At 63.7% G+C, this 26,647-nt stretch carries 22 protein-coding genes and 1 pseudogene; 11 read left to right on the forward strand and 12 right to left on the reverse strand.

Annotation, left to right across the window (positions count from 1 at the left end; all coding sequences use genetic code 11):
• Positions 1-27 precede the first annotated feature (27 nt).
• Both ABIB90_RS33420 and ABIB90_RS33425 read right to left on the reverse strand, forming a co-directional pair.
• Entirely contained in the window at positions 28-714 is a 687-nt protein-coding gene (locus ABIB90_RS33420; protein ID WP_219684726.1) for a DUF2848 domain-containing protein, read from the reverse strand.
• Positions 707-2,056, reverse strand: coding sequence for an amidase (locus tag ABIB90_RS33425; RefSeq protein WP_354202206.1), 1,350 nt, complete (start codon positions 2,054-2,056; stop codon positions 707-709). Before ABIB90_RS33425 ends, ABIB90_RS33420 begins: the two co-directional genes overlap by 8 nt.
• 173 nt (positions 2,057-2,229) lie before the next feature.
• Between ABIB90_RS33425 and ABIB90_RS33430 the strand changes: the two genes are divergently transcribed.
• The 4 genes from ABIB90_RS33430 (at position 2,230) to ABIB90_RS33445 (ending at position 6,115) form a co-directional block, all read left to right on the forward strand.
• On the forward strand, positions 2,230-2,643 hold the full coding sequence (locus tag ABIB90_RS33430; protein ID WP_354162838.1) for a Zn-ribbon domain-containing OB-fold protein: 414 nt from the start codon (positions 2,230-2,232) through the stop codon (positions 2,641-2,643).
• A gap of 3 nt (positions 2,644-2,646) precedes the next feature.
• On the forward strand, positions 2,647-3,786 hold the full coding sequence (locus ABIB90_RS33435; protein WP_354127668.1) for a thiolase C-terminal domain-containing protein: 1,140 nt from the start codon (positions 2,647-2,649) through the stop codon (positions 3,784-3,786).
• 170 nt (positions 3,787-3,956) lie between these two features.
• Complete coding sequence (locus tag ABIB90_RS33440; protein ID WP_007593675.1) at positions 3,957-4,871, forward strand: SDR family oxidoreductase; 915 nt, start codon at positions 3,957-3,959, stop codon at positions 4,869-4,871.
• Positions 4,872-5,002: 131 nt separating this feature from the next.
• Positions 5,003-6,115, forward strand: coding sequence for an SMP-30/gluconolactonase/LRE family protein (locus ABIB90_RS33445; RefSeq protein ID WP_354162842.1), 1,113 nt, complete (start codon positions 5,003-5,005; stop codon positions 6,113-6,115).
• A gap of 117 nt (positions 6,116-6,232) precedes the next feature.
• Here the strand turns inward: ABIB90_RS33445 and ppc are convergent, their stop codons facing one another.
• From ppc to ABIB90_RS33460, 3 genes are all read right to left on the reverse strand, one after another.
• Entirely contained in the window at positions 6,233-9,022 is a 2,790-nt protein-coding gene (ppc, locus tag ABIB90_RS33450; RefSeq protein ID WP_354202207.1) for a phosphoenolpyruvate carboxylase, read from the reverse strand.
• Positions 9,023-9,990: 968 nt separating this feature from the next.
• Positions 9,991-10,473, reverse strand: a complete 483-nt coding sequence (locus tag ABIB90_RS33455) for a cupin domain-containing protein (RefSeq protein WP_007593682.1) — start codon at positions 10,471-10,473, stop codon at positions 9,991-9,993.
• A 190-nt stretch (positions 10,474-10,663) separates the two neighbouring features.
• Positions 10,664-11,542: an SDR family oxidoreductase gene (locus tag ABIB90_RS33460; RefSeq protein WP_354202208.1), complete on the reverse strand. Its 879-nt coding sequence runs from the start codon at positions 11,540-11,542 to the stop codon at positions 10,664-10,666.
• Positions 11,543-11,667: 125 nt separating this feature from the next.
• Between ABIB90_RS33460 and ABIB90_RS33465 the strand changes: the two genes are divergently transcribed.
• Positions 11,668-12,291, forward strand: a complete 624-nt coding sequence (locus ABIB90_RS33465; protein WP_219683987.1) for a TetR/AcrR family transcriptional regulator — start codon at positions 11,668-11,670, stop codon at positions 12,289-12,291.
• 345 nt (positions 12,292-12,636) lie between these two features.
• On the forward strand, positions 12,637-13,554 hold the full coding sequence (locus tag ABIB90_RS33470) for an NADP-dependent oxidoreductase (protein ID WP_354202209.1): 918 nt from the start codon (positions 12,637-12,639) through the stop codon (positions 13,552-13,554).
• 899 nt (positions 13,555-14,453) lie between these two features.
• Here ABIB90_RS33470 and ABIB90_RS33475 read toward each other — a convergent pair.
• The 3 genes and pseudogenes from ABIB90_RS33475 to ABIB90_RS33485 all read right to left on the reverse strand — a co-directional run bounded on the left by ABIB90_RS33475 (position 14,454) and on the right by ABIB90_RS33485 (position 17,523).
• Complete coding sequence (locus ABIB90_RS33475) at positions 14,454-14,858, reverse strand: YccF domain-containing protein (protein WP_007593693.1); 405 nt, start codon at positions 14,856-14,858, stop codon at positions 14,454-14,456.
• A 171-nt stretch (positions 14,859-15,029) separates the two neighbouring features.
• A pseudogene (locus ABIB90_RS33480) lies at positions 15,030-16,573 on the reverse strand (acyl-CoA synthetase).
• A 140-nt stretch (positions 16,574-16,713) separates the two neighbouring features.
• On the reverse strand, positions 16,714-17,523 hold the full coding sequence (locus ABIB90_RS33485) for a crotonase/enoyl-CoA hydratase family protein (protein ID WP_354202210.1): 810 nt from the start codon (positions 17,521-17,523) through the stop codon (positions 16,714-16,716).
• A 116-nt stretch (positions 17,524-17,639) separates the two neighbouring features.
• Between ABIB90_RS33485 and ABIB90_RS33490 the strand changes: the two genes are divergently transcribed.
• The gene (locus tag ABIB90_RS33490) at positions 17,640-18,512 is read left to right on the forward strand and encodes an SDR family oxidoreductase (protein ID WP_027516806.1); all 873 of its coding nucleotides are present in this window, start codon (positions 17,640-17,642) and stop codon (positions 18,510-18,512) included.
• Between the two features lie 218 nt (positions 18,513-18,730).
• Complete coding sequence (locus ABIB90_RS33495) at positions 18,731-20,308, forward strand: fatty acid--CoA ligase (RefSeq protein WP_354202211.1); 1,578 nt, start codon at positions 18,731-18,733, stop codon at positions 20,306-20,308.
• Positions 20,309-20,504: 196 nt separating this feature from the next.
• On the opposite strand, the gene ABIB90_RS33500 is transcribed toward ABIB90_RS33495, so the two are convergent.
• Positions 20,505-21,779 (reverse strand): acyl-CoA dehydrogenase family protein, encoded by a 1,275-nt coding sequence (locus ABIB90_RS33500; protein ID WP_247288630.1) that lies wholly within the window; start codon positions 21,777-21,779, stop codon positions 20,505-20,507.
• A gap of 209 nt (positions 21,780-21,988) precedes the next feature.
• Here ABIB90_RS33500 and ABIB90_RS33505 point away from each other — a divergent pair, with 209 nt between their 5' ends.
• Positions 21,989-22,768: an enoyl-CoA hydratase-related protein gene (locus ABIB90_RS33505; RefSeq protein ID WP_354202212.1), complete on the forward strand. Its 780-nt coding sequence runs from the start codon at positions 21,989-21,991 to the stop codon at positions 22,766-22,768.
• A 161-nt stretch (positions 22,769-22,929) separates the two neighbouring features.
• Here the strand turns inward: ABIB90_RS33505 and ABIB90_RS33510 are convergent, their stop codons facing one another.
• The 3 genes from ABIB90_RS33510 to ABIB90_RS33520 are packed head-to-tail and all read right to left on the reverse strand — an operon-like array spanning position 22,930 to position 25,095.
• Positions 22,930-23,307 (reverse strand): DUF6285 domain-containing protein, encoded by a 378-nt coding sequence (locus ABIB90_RS33510; RefSeq protein ID WP_354162868.1) that lies wholly within the window; start codon positions 23,305-23,307, stop codon positions 22,930-22,932.
• Positions 23,308-23,309: 2 nt separating this feature from the next.
• Positions 23,310-24,296, reverse strand: coding sequence for a phosphotransferase family protein (locus tag ABIB90_RS33515; RefSeq protein ID WP_219683978.1), 987 nt, complete (start codon positions 24,294-24,296; stop codon positions 23,310-23,312).
• A 10-nt stretch (positions 24,297-24,306) separates the two neighbouring features.
• Positions 24,307-25,095 (reverse strand): enoyl-CoA hydratase/isomerase, encoded by a 789-nt coding sequence (locus ABIB90_RS33520; protein WP_354202213.1) that lies wholly within the window; start codon positions 25,093-25,095, stop codon positions 24,307-24,309.
• 167 nt (positions 25,096-25,262) lie between these two features.
• Here ABIB90_RS33520 and ABIB90_RS33525 point away from each other — a divergent pair, with 167 nt between their 5' ends.
• The gene (locus ABIB90_RS33525; protein WP_354202214.1) at positions 25,263-26,042 is read left to right on the forward strand and encodes an SDR family NAD(P)-dependent oxidoreductase; all 780 of its coding nucleotides are present in this window, start codon (positions 25,263-25,265) and stop codon (positions 26,040-26,042) included.
• A gap of 109 nt (positions 26,043-26,151) precedes the next feature.
• Complete coding sequence (locus ABIB90_RS33530) at positions 26,152-26,532, forward strand: VOC family protein (RefSeq protein ID WP_027516798.1); 381 nt, start codon at positions 26,152-26,154, stop codon at positions 26,530-26,532.
• The last annotated feature ends 115 nt before the right edge of the window (positions 26,533-26,647 follow it).

A 26,647-nucleotide genomic window follows, 5' to 3' on the forward strand; every position in this document is an offset into this window, starting at 1 on the left:
CGCTCGCAATGACGGTGCGGAGAGACCTTAGCCCCTCACCGGCAGCGTCACCACGTCGTAGCCGTGCTTGATCGTCCGCCTCAGCACGGGATCTTCCAGCTCGAAATCGAAACGGTCGGCGGGGCGGATACCGCCTTTCGCCGCAAACGTACCGCCGAACATGGCGCAGCCGTCGGGGAATTTTCCACTCTCGAAGCCACGCGCGATCAAGTCAACCACCGGAAGCATCGCGTCGAGCGTGCCCTCCTGGTAGAGCACGCGCTCGCCCTTGATGGTGGCCCAGGAGCGCAGGATCATCCTGTCCCAATGGCCGATGACGTCCTCGAGCTCCCACAGCGTTGAGGAGATCGGCTTGTCGCACATCTGCTTGGACACCGTGACGTTGTAGGCCTCGACCTTGCGGTCGGTGTGGTCGGAGCCGCAGCCGACGAAAATGCGACCCTGCCAGCCGATCAGCACGAACTCGACCTCGCCGCTGGAATCGCCGCCAGTGCACTCGATGCTGTCTTCCATTGTCAGGCGCCGCGCCGAGGCGCGATAGTAGATCGGCGTCGAGGCTGGCGGGGCGATACCCATCTCCTGCAGCTCGGCAATGTGCTTGTCGCGCGCGACCGGATCGCGGCCGGTCCAGCCGGCGATGACCATCTGGTCGATCGCCAGCGTCAGCGGCGTGGTGGTGTCCTGGGCGTCGACGGTGAAAGTCAGGTCAAACACGAATTACGGCCTCCATGCCGGCAGCAAGCTCGAAGATACGGCGGTCCGATCCGCCCGCGCCCGCCAGCATCAGGCCGACCGGAATCTCGCCCTCGCGATGCGCAGGCAGCGAGATGGCGCAGCCGTCGATCATGTTGATCAGGGTGCAATTGCGGAGCGCCCGCAGGTTTTCCCTGGTGAACGCCTTGTCGTCGGCAAGATCCGCAATTTTCGGCGGCGTGTTGGCGGTGGTCGGCAGCACCAGCGCGTCATAGGGAGCGATGCGCGCATTGACGCGGGCGATCAGCGAGCGGCGCTCGTTGAGAAGATCGATGTAGTCCGCCGCGCTCTGCGCCTCGCCGCGCATGATGCGCACGGAGACTCTGGGATCGTAGACGTCGCCCTTGGACGTGAGGAGGTAGCGATGCCAGGCATAGCTTTCGGAAGCCGCAAAGCCGCCCTTGGCGTTCATCGGTCCGATGTCGTGGAATTCGGCCATCTCGATGCGCTCGATGATCGCACCGTGATCGGCAAGGCTCTTGAGCGCCCGCTCGAATGTCCCGGCCACGGCCGCATCGAGGTCGTCGAGCGCGATCGTGGTCGGCACCGCCAGCCGCATGCCCTTGACCGGGCGAGGCTTCAGCGGGGCGATCGGCTCGTTGGCGAGCACGGCGTCGAGAATGGCACAGCAACTGACCGATCGTGCCAGCGGCCCGATGCTATCGAGCGAGAACGACAGCGGCACAGCCCCGTCGAGCGGCACGCGCCGCTGCGTCGGCTTGTAGCCGACGATGCCGTTATAGGCTGCCGGAATCCGGCAGGAGCCGCCGGTGTCGGTGCCGAGCGCGCCATGCGCCATGCCGTCGAGCACGGAGACCGCGGCACCCGAAGACGAACCGCCGGGCACGTGGCCCTCGGCCCGGTTCCAGGCGCCCTTCGGCGTGCCGTAATGCGGATTGATGCCGATGCCGGAATAGGCGAACTCGGTCATGTTGGTGCGCCCGATCACGACGAAGCCGGCCTTGCGCAGCCGCGCCACCGTGGGGGCATCCTGTTCGGCCGGCGAGGAATCGTCGAGCGCGCGGGAGCCGGCGCGCGTCACCTGGCCCTTGATGTCGAAGAGATCCTTGATCGAGACCGGGATACCGGCGTAGCGCGACGGCGCCGCCTTCGCCTTGCGCAAACCGTCCATCGCATCCGCCGCCACAAGCGCGGCATCCTTGTCGACATGGATGAAGGCACGCTGCCCCTCGCCGGCCGGATCGGCGATTTTGGCGATGCAAGCCTCGACCAGCTTGCGGGAGCTGGTGCGGCCGCTTTCGAGGTCTTCGGCGAGCTTCTTCAGTGTCGAAAAATCGGGCATGTCTGTCTCACGGAATATTTGCGCGCAATGTATAGCGCTGCCTCACTTCGACACAAGCATTGTGCGCATGATGGCATGCATGCGCATTGCTGGACCGTTGACGCGCCATGGTCGATTGTCGCATCAAGATCGCAACAGCCGGGCTTAGCTTGGCCTTGGGAGGACCTGCCGAGATGGCCGAACCGCAGCGCGCGCGACCGAAACCGACGCCGGAGACCCAGCATTTCTGGGACGGCACCAAGGCGGGCGAGTTGCGCCTGCAGCGCTGCGACGCCTGCGCGCATGTCTATTTCCCGCCACGCCCGTTCTGCCCGTCCTGCGCCTCGCGCAAGGTCAGCATCTTCAAGGCGGGCGGCAAGGGCTTTCTCTACAGCTACGTGATCAACCACCGTCCCGCCGCGCCCGGCTTCACGCCGCCTTACGCGATCGCGGTAGTCGAGCTCGACGAGGGTCCGCGGATGATGAGCAACATCATCGACTGCCCGCAGACACCGGAGGCGCTCGAGCTCGACATGAAACTCGAGGTCGCCTTCGAGGCGCTCGACGATAAGGTCACCCTCCCCGTATTCCGTCCGGCGAAGGGATAGACCATGCGCAGCAACCAGGTTGCCGTCGTCGGCGCGGCCGAGACCACCGAGCTCGGTGTCATCCCCAACGCCTCGCAGCTCCAGCTTCACGCGGATGCGGCGCTCAATGCCATCGCCGATGCCGGCCTGAAGCTGTCGGACATCGACGGTTTCGCCACCGCGGTCGAAACGCCGCAGCAGGTCTGCCACTACCTCGGCATCAAGCCGACCTGGGTGGACGGCACCTCGGTCGGTGGCTGCTCCTTCATGCTGCACGTCCGCCATGCCGCGGCTGCGATCGAGGCCGGCCTGTGCAAGACCGTGCTGATCACCCATGCCGAGAGCGGCAAGTCGATGATCGGCAAGGCGCCGCGCTCGATTCCCCCCGACAGCCTGCAAGGCCAGTTCGAGGCGCCGTTTGGCGTCTACGGCCCGCCCAGCATGTTCCCGATTCCCGTGCTGCGCTTCATGAAGACCTATGGCATCACGCACGAGCAACTCGCCTCGGTCGCGGTGGTGCAGCGGGAATGGGCGGCCAAGAATCCGCGCGCGATGATGAAGGATCCGATCACGGTCGCCGACGTCCTCAACTCGCGCATGATCGCCTATCCGTTCCGCCTGCTGCAATGCTGCCTCGTCACCGACGGCGGCGGCGCGCTGATCCTGACCTCGGCGGACCGCGCCAGGGATTTTCCGCGCAAGCCCGTCTACATCATGGGCACCGGCGAGAGCGTGGAGACGCCGATGGTCAGCCAGATGGAGACGTTCAACTCCTCGCGCGCGTTCAAGACCGCCGGTCCCCTCGCCTTCAAGGAGGCTGGTATCGCGCACAAGGACGTCGACCATCTCATGATCTACGACGCGTTTGCGCATCTACCGCTGTTCGGCCTCGGCGATCTCGGCTTCATGCCGCACGAGGAGACCGGCAAGTTCATCGCCGACGGCAACACGCGGCCAGGCGGCAAGCTGCCGCTCAACACCAATGGCGGCGGCTTGAGCTACATGCATTCGGGCATGTACGGCATGTATGCGCTTCAGGAGAGCGTGCGGCAGATGCGCGGTATTGCGCCAGCGCAGGTCGCGAATGCGAAGATTTCGGTGTGTCACGGCGTCGGCGGCATGTTCGCCGCGTCGGGCACGATCGTGTTTACGAACGAGAGGTAATGAGCTGCTCGCCTCTCCCTCTCCCCGTTCTTACGGGGAGAGGGTTGGGGTGAGGGGCTGCTTCCACACACTCGGACTCGCGGAGAGTCCCCCCTCACCCGGATCGCATCTTCGATGCGATCCGACCTCTCCCCGCAAGCGGGGCGAGGTAAGACAACAGGAGAACCCAAATGACGAAATCACTGCAAGACAAGGTCATCATCGTCACCGGCGCAGGCCGCGGCATCGGGCGGGAGATCGCGCTGCTCTGCGCTGGCGAGGGTGCCAAGGTCGTCGTCAACGATCCCGGCGTCGCCGCTGACGGCGCCGGCACGAGCGCCGCGCCCGCCGAGGAAGTGGTCGAGGAGATCAAGAAGCGCGGCGGCACCGCGGTTGCCAATTTCGAGTCGGTGGCCGAGGCCATCCCCGCGAGCAAGATCGTGAAGACCGCGACCGATCATTTCGGGCGGCTCGACGGCGTGGTCAACAATGCGGGCATTTTGCGCGACATGATCTTCCACAAGATGAGCGTGGAAGCGTTCGAGGCCGTCATCAAGGTGCATTTGATGGGCTCGTTCTACGTCAGCCACGCGGCGGCGCGGATCTTCCGCGAGCAGGAGTCCGGATCGTTCGTGCACTTCACCTCGACCTCCGGCCTGATCGGCAACTTTGGACAAGCCAACTACGCCGCCGCCAAGCTCGGCATCGTCGGCCTGTCGAAGTCGATCGCGCTCGACATGGGCCGCTTCAACGTCCGTTCCAATTGCGTCTCGCCGTTCGCCTGGACCCGCATGATCGGCACCATCCCGACCGAGACCGAAGCCGAGAAGGCGCGCGTCGAGAAGATCAAGCAGATGGGCCCGGAGAAGATCGCGCCGGTCTGCGCCTATCTGCTCTCCGATGCCGCCAAGGACGTCTCCGGGCAGATCTTTGGGGCACGCATGAACGAGCTGTTCCTGTTCAGCCAGAACCGTCCGCTGCGCTCGGTGCACCGGAGCGAAGGCTGGACGCCGCAGTCGATCGCGGAACATGGCATGCCGGCGCTGAAGGGATCGTTCTACAAGCTCGACCGCTCCGCCGACATCTTCCCTTGGGATCCCGTGTAAGGAATCCCGTCGGACCGCATTTGCGGCATCTCTGCCCTGCGATCTCCGGTTATCTTACTCCGGAGATCGCTCCGCTTTACGCCCGATTGCTGGCGGATCATTTCCTCCCAACACAATTTTGGGAGGAAACCATGACAAGAATACTGACCAACTCCGACGACACGACTGCAAGCAGCGGCCTCGCCCGCCGCACGCTGCTCAAGGGCGCCGCGACTGTCGCCGCGTCTGCCCTGCTCGCCTCGAACGCCGACGCCCGCGACTTCGGCGCCAATGCCGAGCCGCAGCGCTATCCCGACCCCGACATCGTCGTCATCGACCCCAAGCGCTTCAAGGCCAAGGTCGGCAACACCTCGATCAAGCGGCTCTATACCGGCTGCCTGTGGGCGGAAGGACCGGCATGGAATGCGCAGGGACAATATCTGGTCTGGAGCGATATCCCGGCCAACCGGCAGCTGCGCTATCTCGACGACGACGGCCATATCTCCGAGCAATTCCACAAGCCGTCGAACGAGGCCAACGGCAACTCGTTCGACACCGAGGGCCGCCAGATCAGCGCCGAGCGCACCCGCCTCGTCCGCTACGAGCATGATGGTTCGGTGACGTCGCTGGCCGAACAGGCCAACGGCAAGCCGCTCAACGGCCCGAACGACATGGTGGTGCATCCCAACGACAAGGCGATCTGGTTCACCGATCCCGGCTACGGCGCGATCAGCATCTATGAGGGCAAGCTTGCCAATACCGGCTCGCTGCAGCCGTATCAGAAGGAAGCGGTTTATCGCATTGATCCGCAGAGCGGCCAGGTCGCGAAGGTGGCCGACGAGCCGTTCAAGCCGAACGGCATCGCTTTCAGTCACGACTACAAGAAGCTCTATGTCTGCGACACCGGCATCACGCATTATCCGCAAGCCGAGAACGTGGTGTGGTCCTACGATATCGACGGGGCGAAGCTGTCGAACCCGAAGAAGTTGATCGACATGAAGCTCGACGGCAAATCAGGCTTCCCCGACGGGCTGCGCGTTGACACCGAGGGCAACATCTGGGTCGGCGCCGGCTGGGTCGGACCGGGCTATGACGGCGTGCAGGTGTTCGCGCCGAACGACGGCGCGCGCATCGGGCAGATCCTGTTGCCCGAGACCTGCGCCAACGTTTGCTTCGGCGGCAAGAAGCGCAACCGCCTGTTCATGACCGCGAGCCAGTCGCTCTATGCGGTCTATGTGGAGACGCAGGGCGCGCATTTCTGTTGAGGCCGTGCTCTCACGACGCGTCATGGCCGGGCTTGTCCCGGCCATCCACGACTTGAACCGCGGCACTGAGAACGTGGATGCCCGGGACGAGCCCGGGCATGACGAGGGTGGGTCGCCTTATCCCGTATTCCTCAGCCCCGCCGAGATCCCGTTGATGGTCAGTTGAATCCCGCGCAGCACCTGCTCGTCCGGGTTCTGCGCGCGGTGCTCTTTCAGCAGTTCGACCTGCACGTGGTTGAGCGGGTCGAGATAGGGGAAGCGGTGGCGCACCGAGCGCTCCAGCAGCGGATTACTCTGCAGCAGCCGGTCCTGGCCCATGATGTCCAGCAGCGTCTCGATGCAGGAATGCCATTCGCGGCGGATGCGGCCGAAGATTTTTTCGCGGAGCGCCTCATCCGGCACGAGCTCGGCATAGCGCGAGGCGATCGCGATCGAGCTTTTGGCCAGCACCATGTCCATGTTCGACAACAGCATGCGGAAGAACGGCCATTCCTTGTAGAGCTCTTTGAGGAACGGCATGCCCTTGTCGGGATGCTCCGCGATCCATTGCTCGACCGCGCTGCCGAATCCGTACCAGCCGGGCAGCATCAGGCGGCATTGCGCCCAGGAGAACACCCAGGGGATGGCGCGCAAATCCTCGATCGCACGAGTCTTCTTGCGCGAGGCCGGACGGCTGCCGATGTTGAGTGTCGCGATCTCGTTGATGACGGTCGACGCCCAGAAATAATCGACGAAGCCGTCGGTCTCGTAGACGAGGCCGCGATAGGCCTTGAAGGCGAGGTTTGAAAGCTCGTCCATCGCGGTCAGATATTCGCGGCGCGGCGCGCTCTGGCGCGGATGCAGCAGGCTCGCCTCCAGCGTCGCGGCGGCAAGGATCTCCAGATTGTTGCGGCCGACTTCGGCGTTGGAATATTTCGACGAGATGATCTCGCCCTGCTCGGTGATGCGGATCTGGCCGTTCACCGCGCCGCCGGGCTGGGCGATGATCGCATCGTAGCTCGGCCCGCCGCCGCGGCCGACCGAACCGCCGCGGCCATGGAACAGGCGCAGCCGCACGCCGTGGCGCTCGAACACGTCGACGAGCCCGATCTCGGCCTTGTAGAGCTCCCAGCCCGAGGTGACGAAGCCGCCATCCTTGTTGCTGTCAGAGTAGCCGAGCATCACCTCCTGCACGCTGCCGCGGCTGTCGACCAGCCGGCGATAATCATGCAGCGAGAGCATGCGGTCCATGATGGCGCTGGAAGCCTGCAGATCCTCGATGGTCTCGAACAGCGGCACGATGTTGATGGCGCTGCGCCCGGAGGGATGCACCAGCCCCACTTCCTTGAGCAGCACCGCGACCTCGAGCATGTCGGACATGCTTTTGCACATCGAGATGATGCACTGGGGAATGGCGTCCGAGCCGAACTTCGCATGCGCTTCTGCTGCGGCATGGAAGACGTTGAGCTCGCCCATCGTCTCGTCGCTGTACTTGACGAATGGCGACACCAGCGAGCGCGTCGAGCGCAGCTCGTTGGTGAGCAGGGAGATACGCGCGTCCTCGCCGAGCGCGAGATACGACATGCCGGGGTTGGCGGCGTCCATCAGCTCAGCAATGGTGCGCTCGTGCACCGCCGAGTTCTGGCGGATGTCGAGCCGGGCCAGATGGAATCCAAAGCAGTCCACCGCACGCCGCAGCAGCCGCAGCCGGCCGCGGGCGATGACGCCGGCGTTGTTGGAGATCAGCGAGCGGTGCAGCACGTCGAGATCGGCCTTGAACTCCCCGACGCTGTCATAGGGAGCGCCCTTGCCGACTGGCCGCCGCGTGATCTCGACCTGAAGCATTTCAGCCGTGGCGGTCAGGCGCGCATAGATGCCGGAGACCGCGAGGCGATAGGGCTCGCCGCTCCGGTGCGGCGAGGTATCGGGCGAGCGCTCCGCCAGCGTGCGCAACTCCTCGGACACGTCGGCGAGATGCGCCGCGATCGACAGCTCGGAGCCGAGCACGTGCAGCTCATTGAGATAGAACTGCATCACCCGGCTCGACTGCAGCCGCAGCGTGCCGCGCATCACGTCGGCGGTGACGAAGGGATTGCCGTCGCGGTCGCCGCCGATCCAGCTGCCCATGCGCAGGAACGAAGCGAGCTCGCCTGCCGCCTGCTCGCCGCCCTCCTCCAGCCGGTCCTCCAGCGTGTTGACCAGCCGCGGCACCTCGCGGAGAAACGTGTAATCGTAGAACGACAGGCCGTTGGCGACCTCGTCGAGCACGGTGAGCTTGGTCCGGCGCAGCAGATTGGTCTGCCACAGCGTCAGCACCTCGCGGCGGAGCTGCTCGTCGCTGGCGGCGGCCTCCTCCGCCGTCAGCGCGACGCGCTCGCGACGATCGAGCAGGGCTGCGACTTCCATTTCGCGGTCCATGGTGCTCTTGCGGCGGACCTCGGTCGGATGCGCGGTCAGGACCGGACTGACCAGCGCGCTCTTGAAGAAGTTGCGCAGGGCATCGGCGCCGATGCCCGCAGCCCTCGCATGGGCGAGGGTCTCGGCCAGCACGCCGGAGCCGCCGCCCTTGTTGGCGCGCATCTGGCGAATGTTGTTCTGATCCTCGGCGATGTTGGCGAGGTGGGAGAAATAGCTGAAGGCGCGGACGATCCGCACGGTCTCCGAGGTCGACATGCTGTCGAGGATCTGCTCGAGCTCGCGGCGGGCGAGCCGGTCCTCATCGCGGTGGAATCGGATCGAGGTCTGGCGGATGCGCTCGACCAGATCGAACAATTCGGCGCCCTCCTGGTCGCGCACGGTGTCGCCGAGGATGCGCCCGAGCAGGCGGATGTCGTCCCGCATCCGCGCGTCCGCCTCCAGCGCCTGGACATCCTCGGGACGGTTGGGGCGCTGATCGGCGGTGTCGGATGGTAATGTCTGGAGGGACATGGCTCGCTCCCCTTGTAGAGCTCCCTATGGCTCCCCGGCCCGGTCGAGTGTGCGATATTCTTCTACCGCAGTGCAAGGTGAACTTGGTGGCGGCGCACACCGCCGACGCCATTGGAGTCCCCGGCACGAGAGATTTGCCTGCAACTCGTCACTGCACACGTCCGCGGTCTCGCGGCGCGAGCGCCCGAGTTTTGCTGTCCGTTTCGCCCTCATCGCGAAGAAAGGGCGCAGGGAAGGCCGGGCGCCGGCTGGCACCCAGGGTCCGCACGCGAAAAACGCACGCGGGGGTGACCACAGGTGATGCCGGAACATCCGGCCTTCCCTGCGCGATGGTTTTACGGCTTATGGCGCGCTCTCCCCGGGAAGCGATGCACTATTGCCCCCGTCGCCTTGCGGATGATCGATGCGCGCACCCGGTCGGGCCGCACATCACCGCAAGCCTTGACGCACAGACCCCGGGCGTCAGGACCACACGCTTTTGCCGTCCGCGGACGTCCCTCCCCGGACATCCGGAAGCTTGCGCGTGCTCGCCACCGAAGCCGAAAAGAACCGATGTGACAGCGCCGGGTCGTTCGCGCAGATCGCGATGGCTCACAGGGGTCGCCCGCCCTGCCACCTCGTCACGCGCCGGCGCTGCCGCGTCCATCGCCTCCCGGCCTGCGTATTGTGACGATCGCGAAACGCCCCTTCTGGCGGGCCGGGATGACTGCGGTTTACCCGAAGAGAATAATTCGGTCAATCAGAATATTCGACGGCCCGGTGCTTGACCTGCATGTGGCGTGTTTTGCTTGTCGGGCAACGCGAGGGTGGTGTGCTCGGCGTCGACTGAGCGCCCCACCCACTGCCACGAGCGGACATGGCTATGGTGTGAGAGAGCCATCCGGCTCTGCCTTGGGCCGCGTAGGATGGGTAGAGCGCTTGCTCTACCCATCCTACGAGTGCTGAAGCGCTCGGCAGGTCGACCAACGTTATTTTTGCTTTCGAGGATCATCCTCGGCGTTCAAATAGTCGATGCCTGTCGGTCCAATCCCGGTAATCTCGAAGATCACCTCTTCGTCCCTGGTTTCCGCAAACTGCCACACTTTTGGCGGCACGTGCGAAAACGTACCGGGGGGAAAGCTCAGGAGCTTCGATGCATCGACCTTGTCGCCCAGCGCAGAATAGTACGTCCCCGAAATGATGACGCGAACGCGTTCATCGGGGTGAGAGTGCACAGGCATTTTGGAATTCGCCGGTACTTTGAGTCGAACGGTATAGAGGCCCGGCTTGCCCGGATTGCCGTGTAGCACCGCCGATTGCGTCCCCTTAGGCATCGAAAGCAGCGGGCTCCACTTCAGTTCGGTCGCCGTCACGCGCTTGTATTCAAGTGAATTATCTTCCGCGAGGGCCGCACAAAATCCACTCGTCGCAAGGACGGCCAACAAACCGATCCCAAACTTGAGAAAGGACATCTCGGGCTCCGTTGAAAATATCCGGCGCCGCTACTCTACTCCAAGTGGTCTTTCTCTGCCATGGGTCGTCAGCACGCGTAGGATGGGGCGCTCGCAAAACCAATCATGCTTCGTCATCGGCGGACGGTGATGGGTTTCGCTCACGCTCTATCCTTCCTACGAGCTGTACAGTGTGCTTATCGCCTTCGCGTCAAATCATGCTCGCCATGCCGAGCGCGCGAAGAAGGTCGTTCTGAATCGGGGCGACGGCCTCGTTCAGCCGCTGGACACCGAGATCCATGCCTTCGGGCATCACGACCGTCCGCAGAGGCCGCCGTTCCGTGGCCTCGACCAGCTGCGCGATCGCATTCGCGACGAGCTGGGGCTGCGGCGGATTCTGCGGATCGTTTCCATCGTTGGAGTGCTGCTTGATCTGACCCGGGATCGCCGCGACATCGCCATAGGTTTTCAGCACGGCGTGGTCGGAGGGTTCGGGGCTGGATGGAAGAAGGTTGCTCGGGAACGGGCCTGGCTCGACGATGACCGAATCCACGCCGAAGCTCGAAAGCTCGTAGCGGTAGGCTTCCGCGAGGGCTTCGAGCGCGAACTTGCTGGCGGAATAGACACCGAAGAACGGGAAGACCACCCGACCCATGAGCGACGTGACATGGATGAGGACGCCGCTGCCGGCGGCCCGCATGTGCGGCAGAACGGCGCGATCGGTGCGAACGGCGCCGAAGAAGTTCACGGCGAACTGCGGTTCGATATCCTTGACGGTATAGGCTTCCGTGACGCCGACGGGCATCATTCCCGCGTTGTTGACCAGGGCATCGACCCTGCCGTGCTGCCGGATGACATCCGCGATCGCGACGTTGACGGATTGTTCGTCGGCGACGTCCATCTCGAGGACCTGGAGCGCATGCCCTTCAGCCTTTGCCGCTTCGACAAGCTCGTCGCGAACACGGCTATTTCTTCCTGCGACTTCGCGCATGGCAGCAATCACCGTGTGACCCCGCTTTGCGAGCTCCAAGGCGGTGAGTTTTCCAAAACCACTGCTTGCACCCGTCACAACCACAACTTTTCCGCTCATCTCACGATCTTTCTCTCAAATCCAAGAGGACAATGGAGCTATAGACAGACCTGTATGTCTTTGCAATCCTTAAATGGACAGAATAGTCTGTCCAGCGACGTAAACGGCTCGGTTAAGGACGATCGATGGGCACGGTGCTTGATTTCGTGGACGTGGATATTCAACCGCTCGATGCGCTCGCCCCGCGCGAGCGCATTTTGAAGACGGCGTCAGACCTGTTTTACCGGTTCAGCATCAACTCCGTCGGAATCGACCGGATCATCGCCGAAAGCGGCGTGGCCAAGATGACGTTCTACAAGCACTTTCCCTCGAAGGCCGACCTCATCGCCACCTATCTGCGCTACAAGAGCGCCGTCTGGTTTCAGATGCTTTCGACCTCCACCGAGCGAGCCGGTCTCACGCCAGTGGAGCGCGTTCTCGCTGTTTTCGACGCACTCGAACAACCGCTCCTTGCGCCTTCGTTCCGCGGCTGTCCGTTCGCCAAAGGAATGGCCGAATTCGGCCCGGAGGCAAACTCCCCGGGCGTAGAGGCGACCATCGCAGCGTATTTTACAAAGTTGCACGACTTCGTTGCGTCACTCGTTGAGCCCTTGTCATTGAGCAAACCCGAAAGGGCCGTGATCCAGATCCTGTCGCTGTTCGAAGGCTCGCTCGTGATCGCACAGTCAACGCGTGATCCCGCCATCGTCGAGGCTAACCGCGAGGCAGCCAGAGTGTTGTTGGAACAAGGGATCGCATCGTCGTCTTAATCTGGAGCCCTTGCGAAACTCTTCCTGGTTCGTCACTGGCGGACGGATCGATGGGGGCCGCTGGCGCTCTCCCCATCCTACGCGCTCAAGCTAAGCGCCGTCTGAATGCGCTTGGTACAGCCAGAATTTGCAATCTTGGTACTGGTTTCATGACCAGGCGCGACGCATCTAGCTGCTAGTACCGCGACCGAAGCGAACCCGATCGGCAGTCTCAGTACGAGCCGGTCAATGCAGACAGCGCAGATCGCGGACACTTCCACACTGCCCGGCAGTTTGTGGATAGCCGTTGTGCTTACGCTGCCTGCAACAGTTGCATCAAGAGACAATGACCGAGGAGATAATCCCATGAAGGCGATCGTTGTAACGGAACGGGCCGCGGGAACGGCCGGGATGAAGCTGGTGGAGCGGCCCGAGCCGCAGGCATCGATAAACGACGTCGTTGTTCGGGTTCATGCGTCGGGATTTGTTCCGACCGAGCTGACATGGCCCTCGACCTGGACCGATCGCCTCGAGCGTGACCGAACACCGTCGATCCCTGGGCACGAGTTGGCTGGAGTGGTCACCGCTCTCGGATATGGCACTACGGGGTTGTCGGTAGGACAGCGGGTGTTTGGCCTCGCGGACTGGTATCGCGACGGCACGCTCGCCGAGTATGTGGCGATCGAGGCACGCAATCTCGCGCCGCTCCCGGGCGACGTCGACTTCACAGTGGGCGCAAGCCTGCCGATCTCGGGCCTGACGGCATGGCAAGGGCTGTTCCAGCACGGCCGCTTTCAGGCGGGGCAAAGCGTGCTCGCACACGGCGCGGCCGGCGCAGTCGGGTCGATGGTGACGCAACTCGCACGAGAGGCCGGCGCCCACGTCATCGGCTCTGGACGCGCCGCCGACCGTCAGACAGTGCTCGACTTCGGCGCGAAGGAGTTCGTTGACCTCGACAACGATGCCCTGGAAGACATCGGCAAAGTCGACTTGGTGTTCGATGTCATCGGCGGTGACATCCAGAAGCGGTCCGCAGCATTGATTCGAGCCGGAGGAACACTGGTCACCATCGTCGGGCCCGCAGAGGCGCGACCCTCCGACGGCCTGGCGGTCGACTTTGTCGTCGAGGCCGATCGTGCCCAACTGAGTGAGATCGTCCAGCGGGTGCGGGACGGACGATTGCGGACAAACATCGGCAACGTCTCGATGTTCGACGATGCCGTCGCCGCCTTAAATCCGACCAGGCGACGCAAGGGGAATACGATCATTCGCGTTCGTCCCTGAGGGCGCATGCGCATTGATGCACGCCGCGTGCAGGATGGGCCGAGCGCTTGCGAAACCCATCATGCTTCGTCATCGGCGGACGGTTTGATGGGTTTCGCTCACGCTCTACCCATCCTACGAGCTTGGTTGGTCCTCAAGCTCCCGGATGTGCTTCGCGGTCCGTATTAACATCGGTACCAACTCCGATCTCGGGACAATCGTGACGCTCACCAGTGGTGATGGTGCCGCCAGCCATAATGATGACCTCGGCCTCTGCCCCAACCGTAATGATGACCACGGCCGCCGTGATGACCCCAGCCGTGGCCACCGCCGTGTCCGTGGCCGCCCTTGACCTCGATAGTGGCAGTCTGTGACGCGCCCAGCGCGTCCGGCTTGGCAGCGGGCATCGCCGAAGCAGAAGGTGAGGGTATTAAAGCAACGCCCCCCGCCACAAAGCCGATCAAACAAAGCCACTTCATGCAATCGCCTCCCGATAAGAATGAGCCAAGGGCCAGCCCACGCGGCACATTGCGGCCGCGTTCGCTCCCGATCTTCAACAATGAAGCCGGGAAAAAGTTGCAATGAATCTGACGCATTGCCGAGGGGCAGGATACCTACGCCCGGTCGAAAGCAGTCGTGGTCCACTTCGAATCAGCGCGTAGGATGGGTTGAGCCCTTGCGAAACCCATCATGCTTCATCATCGGCGGACGGATTGATGGGTTTCGCTGGCGCTCTACCCGTCTTACGAGCTGAGCAAGCGCCTCGTCCTTCGAGACGACCGCTTCGCGGTCTCCTCAGGATGAGGCTGAGTTGCGTCGGGATTCGTTGCAGGTGGAGCCACGTGTTCCGCCCTCATCCTGAGGGCCCGCCAACGGCGGGCGTCTCGAAGGATGTGCCGCGGGGACGCTTACGAGTTCCCCTAAGCCGGCACGATCACCTTGCCGATCGGCCAGAGCGCGATGCCCGCGAGCTTGAGGTGGGCCCAGGCGAAGGGAATGCCGATGATGGTGATCGCGAGGGCCAAGGCGGTGAGGAGATGGCCGAGCGCCAGCCACCAGCCAGCCAGCACGAACCAGATGATGTTGCCGATCACCCCGAGCGGGCCGGTGCCGACATCCTCGACACCGGTGACCTCATAGCGGCTGACCGCCCGCGAGCCGAACGGCATCAGCGTGTAGACCGCGATGTTGAACGCTGCCCGCGCCCACGGGAGGCCAATGATGGTGATCGCCATGATGACCGCGGCGATCAGCCAGCCGAGCGCCATCCAGGCGCCGCCGATGAGGATCCAGAGCAGGTTGAGCAGGATGGAAACGGGAGCCATGGGATGATCCGCGAGACGGTGATCCCGTGAGTATAGCACGATGAGCGAGGTTGCGGTCGACGAAGCCGCTCACGAATTCACGGGCGTGTGTAGCCCGGATGAGCGAAGCGACATCCGGGGCTTATTATCCCGGGTATCGCTTCGCTCACCCGGGCTACGCACTACGCACCGTCAGATCTTCCGTCCCGCCTGCTCCCAATAGGGATCGCGCAGGCGGCGCTTGAAGATCTTGCCGGAATCTTCGCGCGGCAGCCCGGCGCGGATCTCGATGTGTTTTGGCACCTTGTAGTCGGCGAGCGAGGCCTTCAGCCGGGCGCGGATTTCGACGGCGTCGAGCGTGATGCCCGCCTGGGGCTCGACCACGGCCATCAAGGTCTCGCCGAATTCTGCGTCGGGAATGCCGAACACCGCGCAATCATGCACGCCGGGCACGGCATGCAGAACCGACTCGATCTCTGCCGGGTAAATGTTGACACCGCCCGAGATCACCATGTCGCGCTTGCGGTCGCATATGAAGACGTAGCCCTCTTCGTCGATATAGCCGACGTCGCCGGAGGTAATGAAGCCGTCGCGATCGATCTCGGCGCGCTTCTCCGGTTTGTTGTGGTAGGTGAAATCGGCCATCCCGGCCATGCGCGAATAGATCTCGCCGATCTCGCCCACGCCCAGCAGGCGTCCGTCATCGCCGATGAAGCGCAGCTCGGCGCCGGGCGAAATCCTGCCGACGGTGCCGGGTTTCCTTAGCGCATCCTCGGAGGTGGCGAAGGTGACGGCGCTGGATTCGGTCGAGCCGTAGAATTCGTAGATCACCGGCCCCCACCACTCGATCATGGCGCGCTTGACGTCCGCCGGACAAGGCGCGGCGGCATGGATGATATGGCGCAGCGAGGACACATCGTACTTCTTGCGCACCTCCTCCGGCAGCTTCATCAGGCGGATGAACATGGTCGGCACCATGAAGATGGTGTCGATTTTGTAGCGTTCGATCAGCTCGAGAAATTCCTCGGGCTCGAAGCGCGGCATCAGCACCAGTGCACCGCCGAGTTTTCCCGCGCGGATGCCGAACGAGTTCGGCGCGGAGTGATAGAGCGGACCCGGCAGGATCGTGCGGGCGCCGGGCTTCAGCCCGTAGATCATCGCGCGCATGCGCTCGCCGGCGGCCGCCTGTTCCGGCGTCGGTGCATTGCGCCGTACGCCCTTGGGATGGCCTGTCGTGCCCGAGGTGTAGATCATGTTCATGGGCTGCGGCACGATCGGGCCGTCATAGGGCTGGTGCTGTGCGAGCCAAGGTTCGAAATCGATCGCAAAGTCCGGCGTCTTCAGATGATCGGAATCGATCTTGTAGTTGGACAGGATCTCCGGCGGTGTCGGCACGCTGAGCACGGTGACGCCTTTCGGGATCGCATCGCGCAAGGCATGCAGCATGTCGGCATGGCCGATCAGCACGGAGGTGCCGGTGTCGTTCAGGATGTAGGTGATCTCCTCCGGCTTGAAGTGCCAGTTGATCGGCACACCGTAGGCGCCCAGCCGCATCGCGGCATAGGCAGCTTCCAGAAGGCAATGTCGTTGCGCATCAACATGCAGACGCAATCGCCCTGCCTGACGCCGATTTGGCTGAGGCCCGAGGCGATGCGATCGGCACGATCAGCGACCTCGGCATGGGAGCGGCTGCGCTCACCGGAGACGATGCCGAGGAAATTTGACGTTTCGCTCATTGTTGGTTTTTCTTTGGTTGGTGTTCATCGCCGTCATTCCGGGGCGGCTCGAAGAGCCGAACCCGGAATCTCGAGGTTCTCCGGTGCGCAATTGCGCACCTGAGGTCTGGTCCTTCGGACCATCCCGGAACGACAGGCAATCAATCCGCAAATTTCGGCGCGCGCTTCTCCAGATTGGCGCGCACCGCCTCGGTCTGGTTCGCACTGCCGATCAGCTTCTGCTGCTCGACGGACTCGGCGAGCAGTGCGGGGCCTGGATCGACCGAGAGATTGTTGAGCATGCGTTTGGCGGCGCGGATCGCATCGGGGCTTTTTCCCGCGATCTCGCGCGCGACGTCGAGGGCGCTCGCGCGCGGGTCGTCGCAGATGCGCGTGGCGAGACCGTAAGCCATCGCCTCCTGCGCGGAGAAGATGCGGCCGGTGTAGGTGAGATCGCGCAAGATATCGTCGCGCACGAGTGAAGCCAGGATCGGCGTGCCCGCCATGTCGGGCACCAGGCCCCATTTGATTTCCATCACCGACATCCGCGCATCCGGGGTGAGGAAGCGCATGTCGGCGCCGAGCGCGAGCTGGAAGCCGCCGCCGAAGGCGACGCCCTGGATCGCCGCGATCACCGGCACCGGAAGCTGGCGCCAGCCCCATACCGCTTGTTGCGCAAAATTCGCCTGGCCATGCGTGCGCTTGGTGAGATCGCGATTTTCGCCACCCGGAATTCCGTTGCCGCCCTTCTCCTTCATGGCGGCAAAACGCCCCATGTCAAGACCGGCGCAGAAGGCGCGTCCTTCGCCGGACAGCATGACAACGCGCACGCTCTTGTCCTTTGAAAGCCGGTCGGTTGCGGCGACAAGGGCCTCGAACATGGCCTGATCCAGCGCATTCATCTTGTCCGCGCGCACCAGCCGAACATCGGCGACGCCTTCCGAGATCGAGATCGAGACGCGCTCTTCCATGAATGAATTCTCCCCTGGTTCCCTGCTGTTCTTGTTCGGTGCCGCTTTACAGGACGACGGCGGCCGGATTTAGTCAATCGATCAATTAATCGACAATCGCAACGGGGAAAACAGCCATGTTCAAGGAAAATCTTCTGGCGGGACGGCGCATCCTCGTGACCGGCGGCGGCACCGGGCTCGGCAAGTCGATGGCGGCGCGCTTCCTCCAGCTCGGCGCCGAGGTGCACATCTGCGGCCGGCGCAAGATCGTTTGCGACGAGACCGCGACCGAGCTGATGGCCGAGTATGGCGGCCGCGTGAGCAGCCACGGCGTCGACATCCGCAACGCGCTCGCGGTCGAGGAGATGATCGAGACCATCTTTCGCGACGGCCCCCTCACCGACCTCATCAACAACGCCGCCGGCAATTTCATCTCGCGCAGCGAGGAACTGTCGCCGCGCGGCTTCGACGCCGTCGCCAACATCGTCATGCACGGCACGTTCTATGTGACGCAAGCGGTCGGCAAGCGCTGGATCGCGTTGAAGCAGCCCGGCAACGTCGTCTCGATCACCACGACCTGGGTGCGCAACGGCTCGCCTTACGTGGTGCCGTCGGCGATGAGCAAGTCGGCGATCCACGCCATGACGATGTCGCTCGCGACCGAATGGGGGCGCTACGGCATCCGCCTCAACACCATCGCGCCGGGCGAGATCCCGACCGAGGGCATGAGCAAGCGCATCAAGCCCGGCGACGAAGCCGGCGCGCGCACCAAGGCGATGAACCCGATGGGCCGCGTCGGCACCATGGAGGAATTGCAGAATGTCGCCGTGTTCCTGATCTCCGGCGGTTGCGACTGGATCAGTGGCGAGACCATCGCCATGGACGGCGCCCAGGCGCTCGCCATGGGCGGCAATTTCTACCAGCTCCGCGACTGGAGCGACGACGACTGGAAAACCGCGCGCGAGAGCATCATGGCGCAGAACGAGAAGGACCGGGCGAAGCGGGGGTGACGTAGTCGTCCTGGCGAAAGCCAGGACCCATTCCCACCGAATGTTTTTTGGCGAAGATTGGTCATGGCCAGTCTTCGCCAAATTGCGTTTTGTGGCTATGGGTCCTGGCTTTCGCCAGGACGACGACGTTGAAGCCATGGCGTACCTCCCCCGTCTTGTCTTCCCCTGCGGATGACGCCACACTCCGCAGCATAAGAACAAGACGGTATGGGAGAAACATGACCACACAGCCATTGGCCAATCTCGCCGACATGGTGCGCGAGCGCGCCAAGAGCCGCGGCAACGCGATCGCCTTCGAGTTCGAAGGCCGCGTCACCAGCTTTGCCGAATTCGACGTCAAGACGAATAAAGTGGCCAACGCGCTGATCGCGATGGGTGTGGGACGCGGCGAGCGCATCGCCTATCTCGGCAAGAACAGCGACATCTATTTCGAGCTGCTGATGGGCGCCATGAAGGCCGGCGTGGTGATGGCGCCCGTGAACTGGCGGCTCGCGGGCCCCGAGGTCGCCTTCATCGTGAGCGACTGCAAAGCGCCGGTGCTGTTCGTGGGACCTGAGTTCATCGCCCTGGTCCGCCAGATCAAGGGCCAGTTGCCGGGCGTGCGCAGCGTCATCACCACCGAAGGTGGCGCGCCGGAATGGCAGGATTTTACAGCTTGGCGCGATGCACAGAGTGGCGATGATCCCAAGGTGCCGATCGACGCGAAGGACATCGCGATTCAGCTCTATACGTCGGGTACGACGGGCAAGCCGAAGGGCGCGATGCTGTCGCATGCGAACTTCCTCAACCTCGTGCAAACCGGCAATGCCGAGGACAAGCCTGAATGGAACCGGTGGTCGACCGACGACGTGTCGCTGGTGGCGATGCCCATCTTCCACATCGGCGGATCCGGCTGGGGCGTGATGGGGCTCTATCACGGCGCCCGCGGCGTGATCGCGCGCGAGTTCGATCCAACCAAGGTGCTGGATTTCTTCGAGCAGTCCGGCATCACAAAGCTGTTCATGGTGCCCGCCGCGATGCAGTTCGTGGTGCGGCAGCCGCGCGCGAGGACTGTCGATTTCTCGCGGTTGAAATACATGCTGTACGGCGCCTCGCCGATACCGGCGGCGCTGCTGAAGGAATGCATCGAGATCTTCAAATGCGGCTTCGTGCAGATGTACGGCATGACCGAGACCACCGGCACCATCGTCGCGCTGCCGCCGGAGGATCATATCGAGGGGCTGGAGCGGATGCGCTCGGCCGGCAAGGCGCTGCCGGGCGTCGAGATCGCGATCCTCGATGTCGATGGCAAGCCGCTGCCGCCGCGCGAGGTCGGCGAGATCGCGACACGCTCGGGCTCCAACATGGCAGGCTACTGGAACCTGCCGGAAGCGACCGCCGCGACGCTGCGCGGCGACGGCTGGCTGCGCACCGGTGACGCCGGCTACATGGACGAAGACGGCTATCTCTACATCCACGACCGCATCAAGGACATGATCATCTCCGGCGGGGAGAACATCTATCCCGCCGAAGTCGAGAGCGCGCTGTGCGATCATCCCGACGTCGCGGAAGCTGCCGTGATCGGCATACCCGACGACAAATGGGGCGAGGCGGTGAAGGCCGTCGTGGTGATGAAGCCGGGCAAGCAGGCGACCGCCACCGACATCATCAACTTCACCCGCGAGCGCATCGCCGGGTTCAAGACGCCGAAGAGCGTGGAGTTCCTGCCGGCGCTGCCGCGCAATCCGTCAGGCAAGATTTTGCGGCGGCAATTGCGCGAGCCGTATTGGGCGGGGAAGGATAGAAGGGTGAATTAGGCCGACTGCGAGAAGCGATGGTGCAATCGGGAGCTCCGTCCATGGCGACATCTCTGGATTGCTTCGCTTCGCTCGCAATGACGGTGTGGAGGCGGATGCGCGCCTCTCTCCTCCGTCATTGCGAGGAGCCCTTGCGACGAAGCAATCCAGACTGTCTCTCTGGAAAGACTTTGGATCGCTTCGCTCGCGATAACAGCTAATGCTTCCCCGGCCCCATATAGCCGAACAAAAATCCCGCCACCTTGCGGATCTGGATCTCCTCGCTGCCTTCGGTGATGCGGTAGCGGCGGTGGTGGCGGTAGATGTGCTCGAACGGCTTGTGGCGTGAATAGCCCATGCCGCCGTGGACCTGCATGGCGCGGTCGGCGGATTCGCAGCAGAGGCGGTTTGCCCAGTAGTTGCACATCGAGACGCGGTCGGAGAGCGTGCGCTCGATCTGCTCCTCAGTGAGCTTGTCCATTTCCCAGGCGGTCTTGCGGATCAACAGGCGCAGCATCTCGGCCTGCGTCGCCAGCTCGACCAGTGGGAACTGGATCGCCTGGTTCTCGGCCAGTGCCTTGCCGAACGGCTTTCGCTCGCGCGCATATTTCACGCTCTCGTTGATGCAGTAGACCGCCGCTCCCAACGAACTCGCCGCCTGCCGGATACGGTTCTGATGGACAAAACACTGCGCCAGCGACAGGCCGCGCCCGACCTCGCCGAACAGCGCGTCCTCCGGCACGAACACATCCGTAAAACTGACGCGGGGGTGGTCGGTCGGCATGTTGAAGGTCCACATGTACTCTTCGATCTTCACGCCGTGGCTCTTCGCCGGCACCAGGAAACAGGTGATGCCGCGGGCATCGCCGTCATTGCCGCTGGTGCGCGCGAACAGCGCGCAATGCGTGGCGACGTGCATGCCGGTCGTCCACATCTTCTCGCCGTTGATGATCCAGCCCTTGACGTTGTCGCGGGTCGCCGGCACCGCGCGCGTTTCCATATGGGTGGCGTCGGAGCCATGATTTGGCTCGGTCAGGCCGAAGGTGATGCGATACTTGCCCTTGATCGAGCCGTCGATCATCGCCTTCTGGTCGTCGCGGCCGTAGCGATCGAGCATGGTAGCGACGGGGAAGTTGCCGACGATGGAATGCTCGTTCTGGAGGTCGTTGTGCAGGCCGAGACCCTTGGCGGCAAAGTGCTCGCGGATCACGGCCATCCAGAGATTGGAGCCATCCTTCCCGCCATATTGCTTCGGCACCGGAAATCGCAAATGACCGGCCGCGTCCGCGAGATCCTTGGCCTTGCGCAGCAGCGCTTCCCATTCGTGGCGCGGCAGGCCGCCATTCTCGAAATCGGTGCGGGCCCATTCGCGACGATGATCGAAGAAGCGGATATTATCATCGGCCTCTTCCAGCGGCTTGATCTCGCGTTCGATGAAACGGTCGAGCTCTGCGAGATAGGCGACGAGATCGGCAGGCAATGAGAAATCCACGGCTCTCTCCCGGGTGTTTTTTTCGTTTTGCGTTAAGGCGCTGGGCGCAGCTTTGCTTCGCACGATTAAGGTGAGAAGAGCGTCGCCAAGTCAAGCAATGGGAGGCGTACCGGATGCGCAGGGCGCATTGCGCAATTCGATGGTGCTCTAGCGCGGTGGCGCGGTAGTATTCCGGCAATATTCCTTCACGAGAAACTGCGGGAGCGAGCATGGAGCTGAAATTCTCAAAGGTGGAACGCAAGGGGCCGATCACGATCGTCACGCTGTCGCGGCCCGAGGTCTACAACGCGCTGCACACCGACGCGCATTTCGAGCTCAACAAAGTGTTTGACGATTTCTTCGCCGATTCCGAGCAGTGGATCGCGATCGTCACAGGCAGCGGCGACAAGGCGTTCTGCGCCGGCAACGATCTGAAGTGGCAGGCGGCCGGCGGCAAGCGCGGCTGGGACAAGGGCGGCTTTGCCGGCCTCACCGCGCGCTTCGACTGCGACAAGCCGATCATCGCTGCGGTCAATGGCGTGGCCATGGGCGGCGGTTTCGAGATCGCGCTGGCCTGCGACCTCATCATTGCCTCGGAGAACGCGACCTTCGCGCTGCCCGAGCCGCGCGTTGGCCTCGCCGCACTCGCCGGTGGCCTGCACCGGCTGCCGCGCCAGATCGGGCTGAAGCGCGCCATGGGCATGATCCTCACCGCGCGCCACGTCAGCGCCAAAGAGGGTCTCGAACTCGGCTTCGTCAATGAGGTGGTGCCGCAGGGCGAGGCGCTCACGGCCGCGCTGCGCTGGGCTGAGATGATCACCAAGAATTCGCCGATGTCGATCCGGGCCTCGAAGCAGGCGATCCAGAAGGGCCTCGGCGTGTCGCTGGAGCAGGCGATCGAGGAGCAGCGCGAGTATCCGGCGGTGAAGGCGATGGCGGCCTCGCAGGATTACATCGAGGGCCCGAAGGCGTTTGCGGAGAAGCGGCCGCCGAAATGGATAGGGAAGTGAAGGGTCGATCGGCCCGTCACGGCTCCCAACGCCACCGGTGTCATGCCCCGGCTTGACCGGGGCATCCAGTACGCCGCGGCTTCTCGGCTCAATCGCTGCCGTCTCTGGAATACTGGATCGCCCGCCTTCGCGGGCGATGACCGCGGAGAATGTGGCGCCGCTTACCCGCCGCGCGACAGCTCCCGCTTGTACGAGGCATAATTCGGCTGATCCACGGCAAGCTTATCCATGGTCGTCTGCCACAGATGCTCGGCAAGGCCCGGCGTTGCGAGATCGACCTCGCCCTTGGCGATGCGCTCGGCGAGTGCGCGGTTGAGGTCGGTGACCGCGCCGTCCATGCCGAGCAACGCGCGCAACCGGTCCACCTCCGCGGCATCGCTCCCCTCCTCCAGCGTCAACTGCCGTGTCACGAGATCGAGAATATTGATGGCGACGCGCAGCTTGAAAGCCTGGTGGCCGGAGATCAGCGGCGCGATATCGTTGCGGAGGAAATCGGCGACTGACTTGGTCAGCTCGATCGGGGTCGGCTCGTCCTGCATGGTCAACTCCCCCGCGGCACCAGCAGCCGCAACAGATCGATCTCGGTCTCGGAGGCACGGCGTCCGATCATGGCGCGTTCCATCGAATGGTCCGGACTTTCTCGAAATCGCTGCATCATGCCGCCGCACATGATGCCCCAGCGCAGCGTGCCCATCACTTCCCAGAATTTGACACGCGATGGATCGACCTTCCGCCCAGCCGCCTCATAGCCGGCGAACAGCTCCTCACGCGAGCCAAAGCCGCCGACGGGCTTGTCGATCTCGCCAAAACGCCAGGAATTAACGCAGACCCAGCCGAGATCCTCCATGGGGTCGCCGAGATGAGCGAGCTCCCAGTCAAGCACCGCGCGCACGCCGTCTGCGCCGATGATGAGATTGCCGTTGCGGAAATCGCCGTGCACCAGCGTCGTCTCGGCCGAAGGACCCGGATCGTGGTCGCGCAGCCAGCGCAGCGCCAGCTCGAACACGGGTTTGGGCCAGTCCAGGCTGCGATAATCGCGCTCGAACTCGGCGATCTCCTCGGTCGCGGACCGGCTGCGCAGCTCGGGCAATTTGTCCCGCGGCAGCCCGTGCAGCTTCGCAAGCACCTCGCCAATCTGCCGCGCGAGAAGCGGCCGCGTCGCCGCGAACTCGTCGTCGCGCAGGATCTTGCGCGCAATGGTCTCGCCCTCGACCCGCTGCATGATGAAGCCGGTGCCGAGATTGTCGTCCGGCACGAGCACATGCATCACGCGCGGCGACGGCACGCCGGCCTCATAGGCAAGCTGCATCAGCTGCGCTTCCGCACCGAGTCCTGCCGCGCGCGTCGGCGCCGCGCCATACCCCTTCGGCGAGCGGCGCAGGATCGCACCGATCGGCCCATCGGGATGCACGATGTCGAAGCGCCAGGTCTCCTGGCTGGCGCCGCCGGACAGTCTTGCCACGCCAGCGACACCAGTTGCGCCCGGGCACCAGCGCGCAACGCTGCGGGAGAGTTCGGCCTCGATCATTTGCCCTTGATCACCTGCCGTTGAATTTGGCCGGCCGCTTCTCCAGGAAGGCGCCGACGCCTTCGCGGAAATCATCCGTGTCGCCGGCGCGGAGCTGGCACTGGAATTCGAGATTGAGCTGATCCTCGAAGGAATTTTCCGGGCTGTCCCAGTAGAGCTTGCGGATCAGCGACAGCGCGACCGTCGGGCCGCTGGCGAGGTCATCCGCGAGCTTCATCGCCTCCTCCATCAGCACGCCGTCATCATAGACGCGGTTGACGAGGCCCCATTCCAGCGCCTTCTCGGCTGGGAGCCGCTCGCCCATCAGCGACAATTCGATCGAGCGCGCCTTGCCGATCAGCCGCGGCAAGAGCCAGGTCGAGCCGCAATCCGGCACCAGGCCGATACGGCGGAAGGCTTGAAGAAAGTAAGAGGACCGCGCGCATAAAATCATGTCGCCGAGCAGCGCGAAGCTCATGCCGGCGCCGGCCGCGGGGCCGTTGACCGCGGTCACGATCGGGCAATGCAGATTGCGGATGCGACGCAGGAAGGGATGGAAGCCGGTCTCAAGCGTCAGGCCGGCCTTGGTCTTCTTCGACTGGTTGTTGCGGCCCTGGAGATTCGCGCCGGTGCAGAACGCCCGCCCCGCGCCGGTGAGAACGACGCAGCGCACCTCGTCCTTCTTCTCCTCGATCGTGTCGAGCGCTTCCGCGAGACCGCCCAGCATGTCGACGGAGACCGCGTTCATCACCTCCTGGTGGTCGAGCTTGAGGATCGCGACCGAGCCATCGAGATCGAGCGTGACGTGTTTGAACTGCATGGTTTCCTCGTGAGTTGCGGCCTGCGCCAGTTTCGCAGACCGGAATTACTTTTGCCGGGGCGCATATTTGATTTTTGGCACGGTCTTGTCCATGGTGATCAGAGCATAGCAAGCAATCTTGCGCGCAGCGGCTGGTGCGCGCATGCCAAAAAAACAGGAAACGCGCCATGAACCTTTTCGACCTTTCGGGACGGGTCGCCGTGATCACCGGCGGCAATGGCGGCATCGGGCTAGGCATCGCGCAGGCGCTCGCCGGCCAGGGCTGCAACGTCTCGATCTGGGGTCGCAATCCTGACAAGAACAGCAGCGCTGCCGCTAGCCTGGCGGGGCTATCAGGTAAGGTCGACGCGCGGGTCTGCGACGTCACCGACCCGGCCTCGGTCAATGCCACGATGAAGGCCACGCTCAACATGTTCGGCCGGGTCGACGGCTGCTTCGCCAATGCCGGCATCGGCGGCGGCGGCCGGCGCTCCTTCATCGAACGCACCGAAGAGGAATGGCGTGGGATGTTTGCGACCAATCTCGACGGCGTGTTCCACGCGTTCCAGGCGGCCGCAAAACACATGACCGAGCGCGCCAATGCGGGCGATCCCTTCGGTCGGCTGGTGGCGACTTCGAGTCTCGCCTCGATCTTCGGTACCGCCCGCAACGAGCACTACGCGGCGACCAAGGCCGCGATCAACGCGCTGGTGCGCGCGCTCGGCGTTGAGCTGGCGCGCCACGGCGTCACCGCGAACGCGATCCTGCCCGGCTGGATCAAGAGCGACATGACCTCGGGCCTGATGGCCAACGAGAAATTCGTCGCAAACGTGATGCCGCGCATTCCGGTGCGCCGCTTTGGCGAAGCCAGCGATTTCGGCGGCATCGCAGTGTATCTGATGAGCAAGGCGTCGTCGTACCACACCGCGGATACGTTCGTGATCGACGGCGGCTATACGGCGTTTTGATTCTCGTAGCCCGGATGGAGCGCAGCGCAATCCGGAACGGCCAAAAGCAAACAAGACCCGGATTACGCTGCGCTCCATCCGGGCTACAAGATGAGGAAAATAGGGCAAAATGTTTTCACACGTGATGATCGGCACCAACGACCTCGACAAGGCCAAGGCCTTCTACGACAATTTGCTGTCCACGCTCGAGGTGCGGCCGGCGCGGGTCGACGGCCATCGCATCTTCTACATCACCAAGACCGGCGTGTTCTCGGTGACCAAGCCTATCAACGGCGAAGCGGCGACGCCTGCGAATGGCGGCACCATCGGCTTTGCCGCCAACTCGCCGGAGCAGGTCAATGCATGGCATACGGCCGGCATCGCCGCCGGCGGCGTTCCTTGCGAAGATCCTCCCGGCATCCGCCAAGGCCCCGGCGTCAACCTCTATATCGCGTATTTGCGCGACCTCGACGGCAATAAGATCTGCGCCATGCATCGGATGGCGAATTAGCCACAGCAAACACTGTCATTCCCCGCGAAGGCGGGGAATCCAGTACGCCGCGGCTTCTCGATTCAATCATGTCCGTCACGGAGTACTGGATCGCCCGCCTTCGCGGGCGATGACA

Origin of the sequence: Bradyrhizobium sp. JR4.1, from assembly GCF_040548605.1 — a bacterium.
Classification (GTDB): domain Bacteria; phylum Pseudomonadota; class Alphaproteobacteria; order Rhizobiales; family Xanthobacteraceae; genus Bradyrhizobium; species Bradyrhizobium canariense.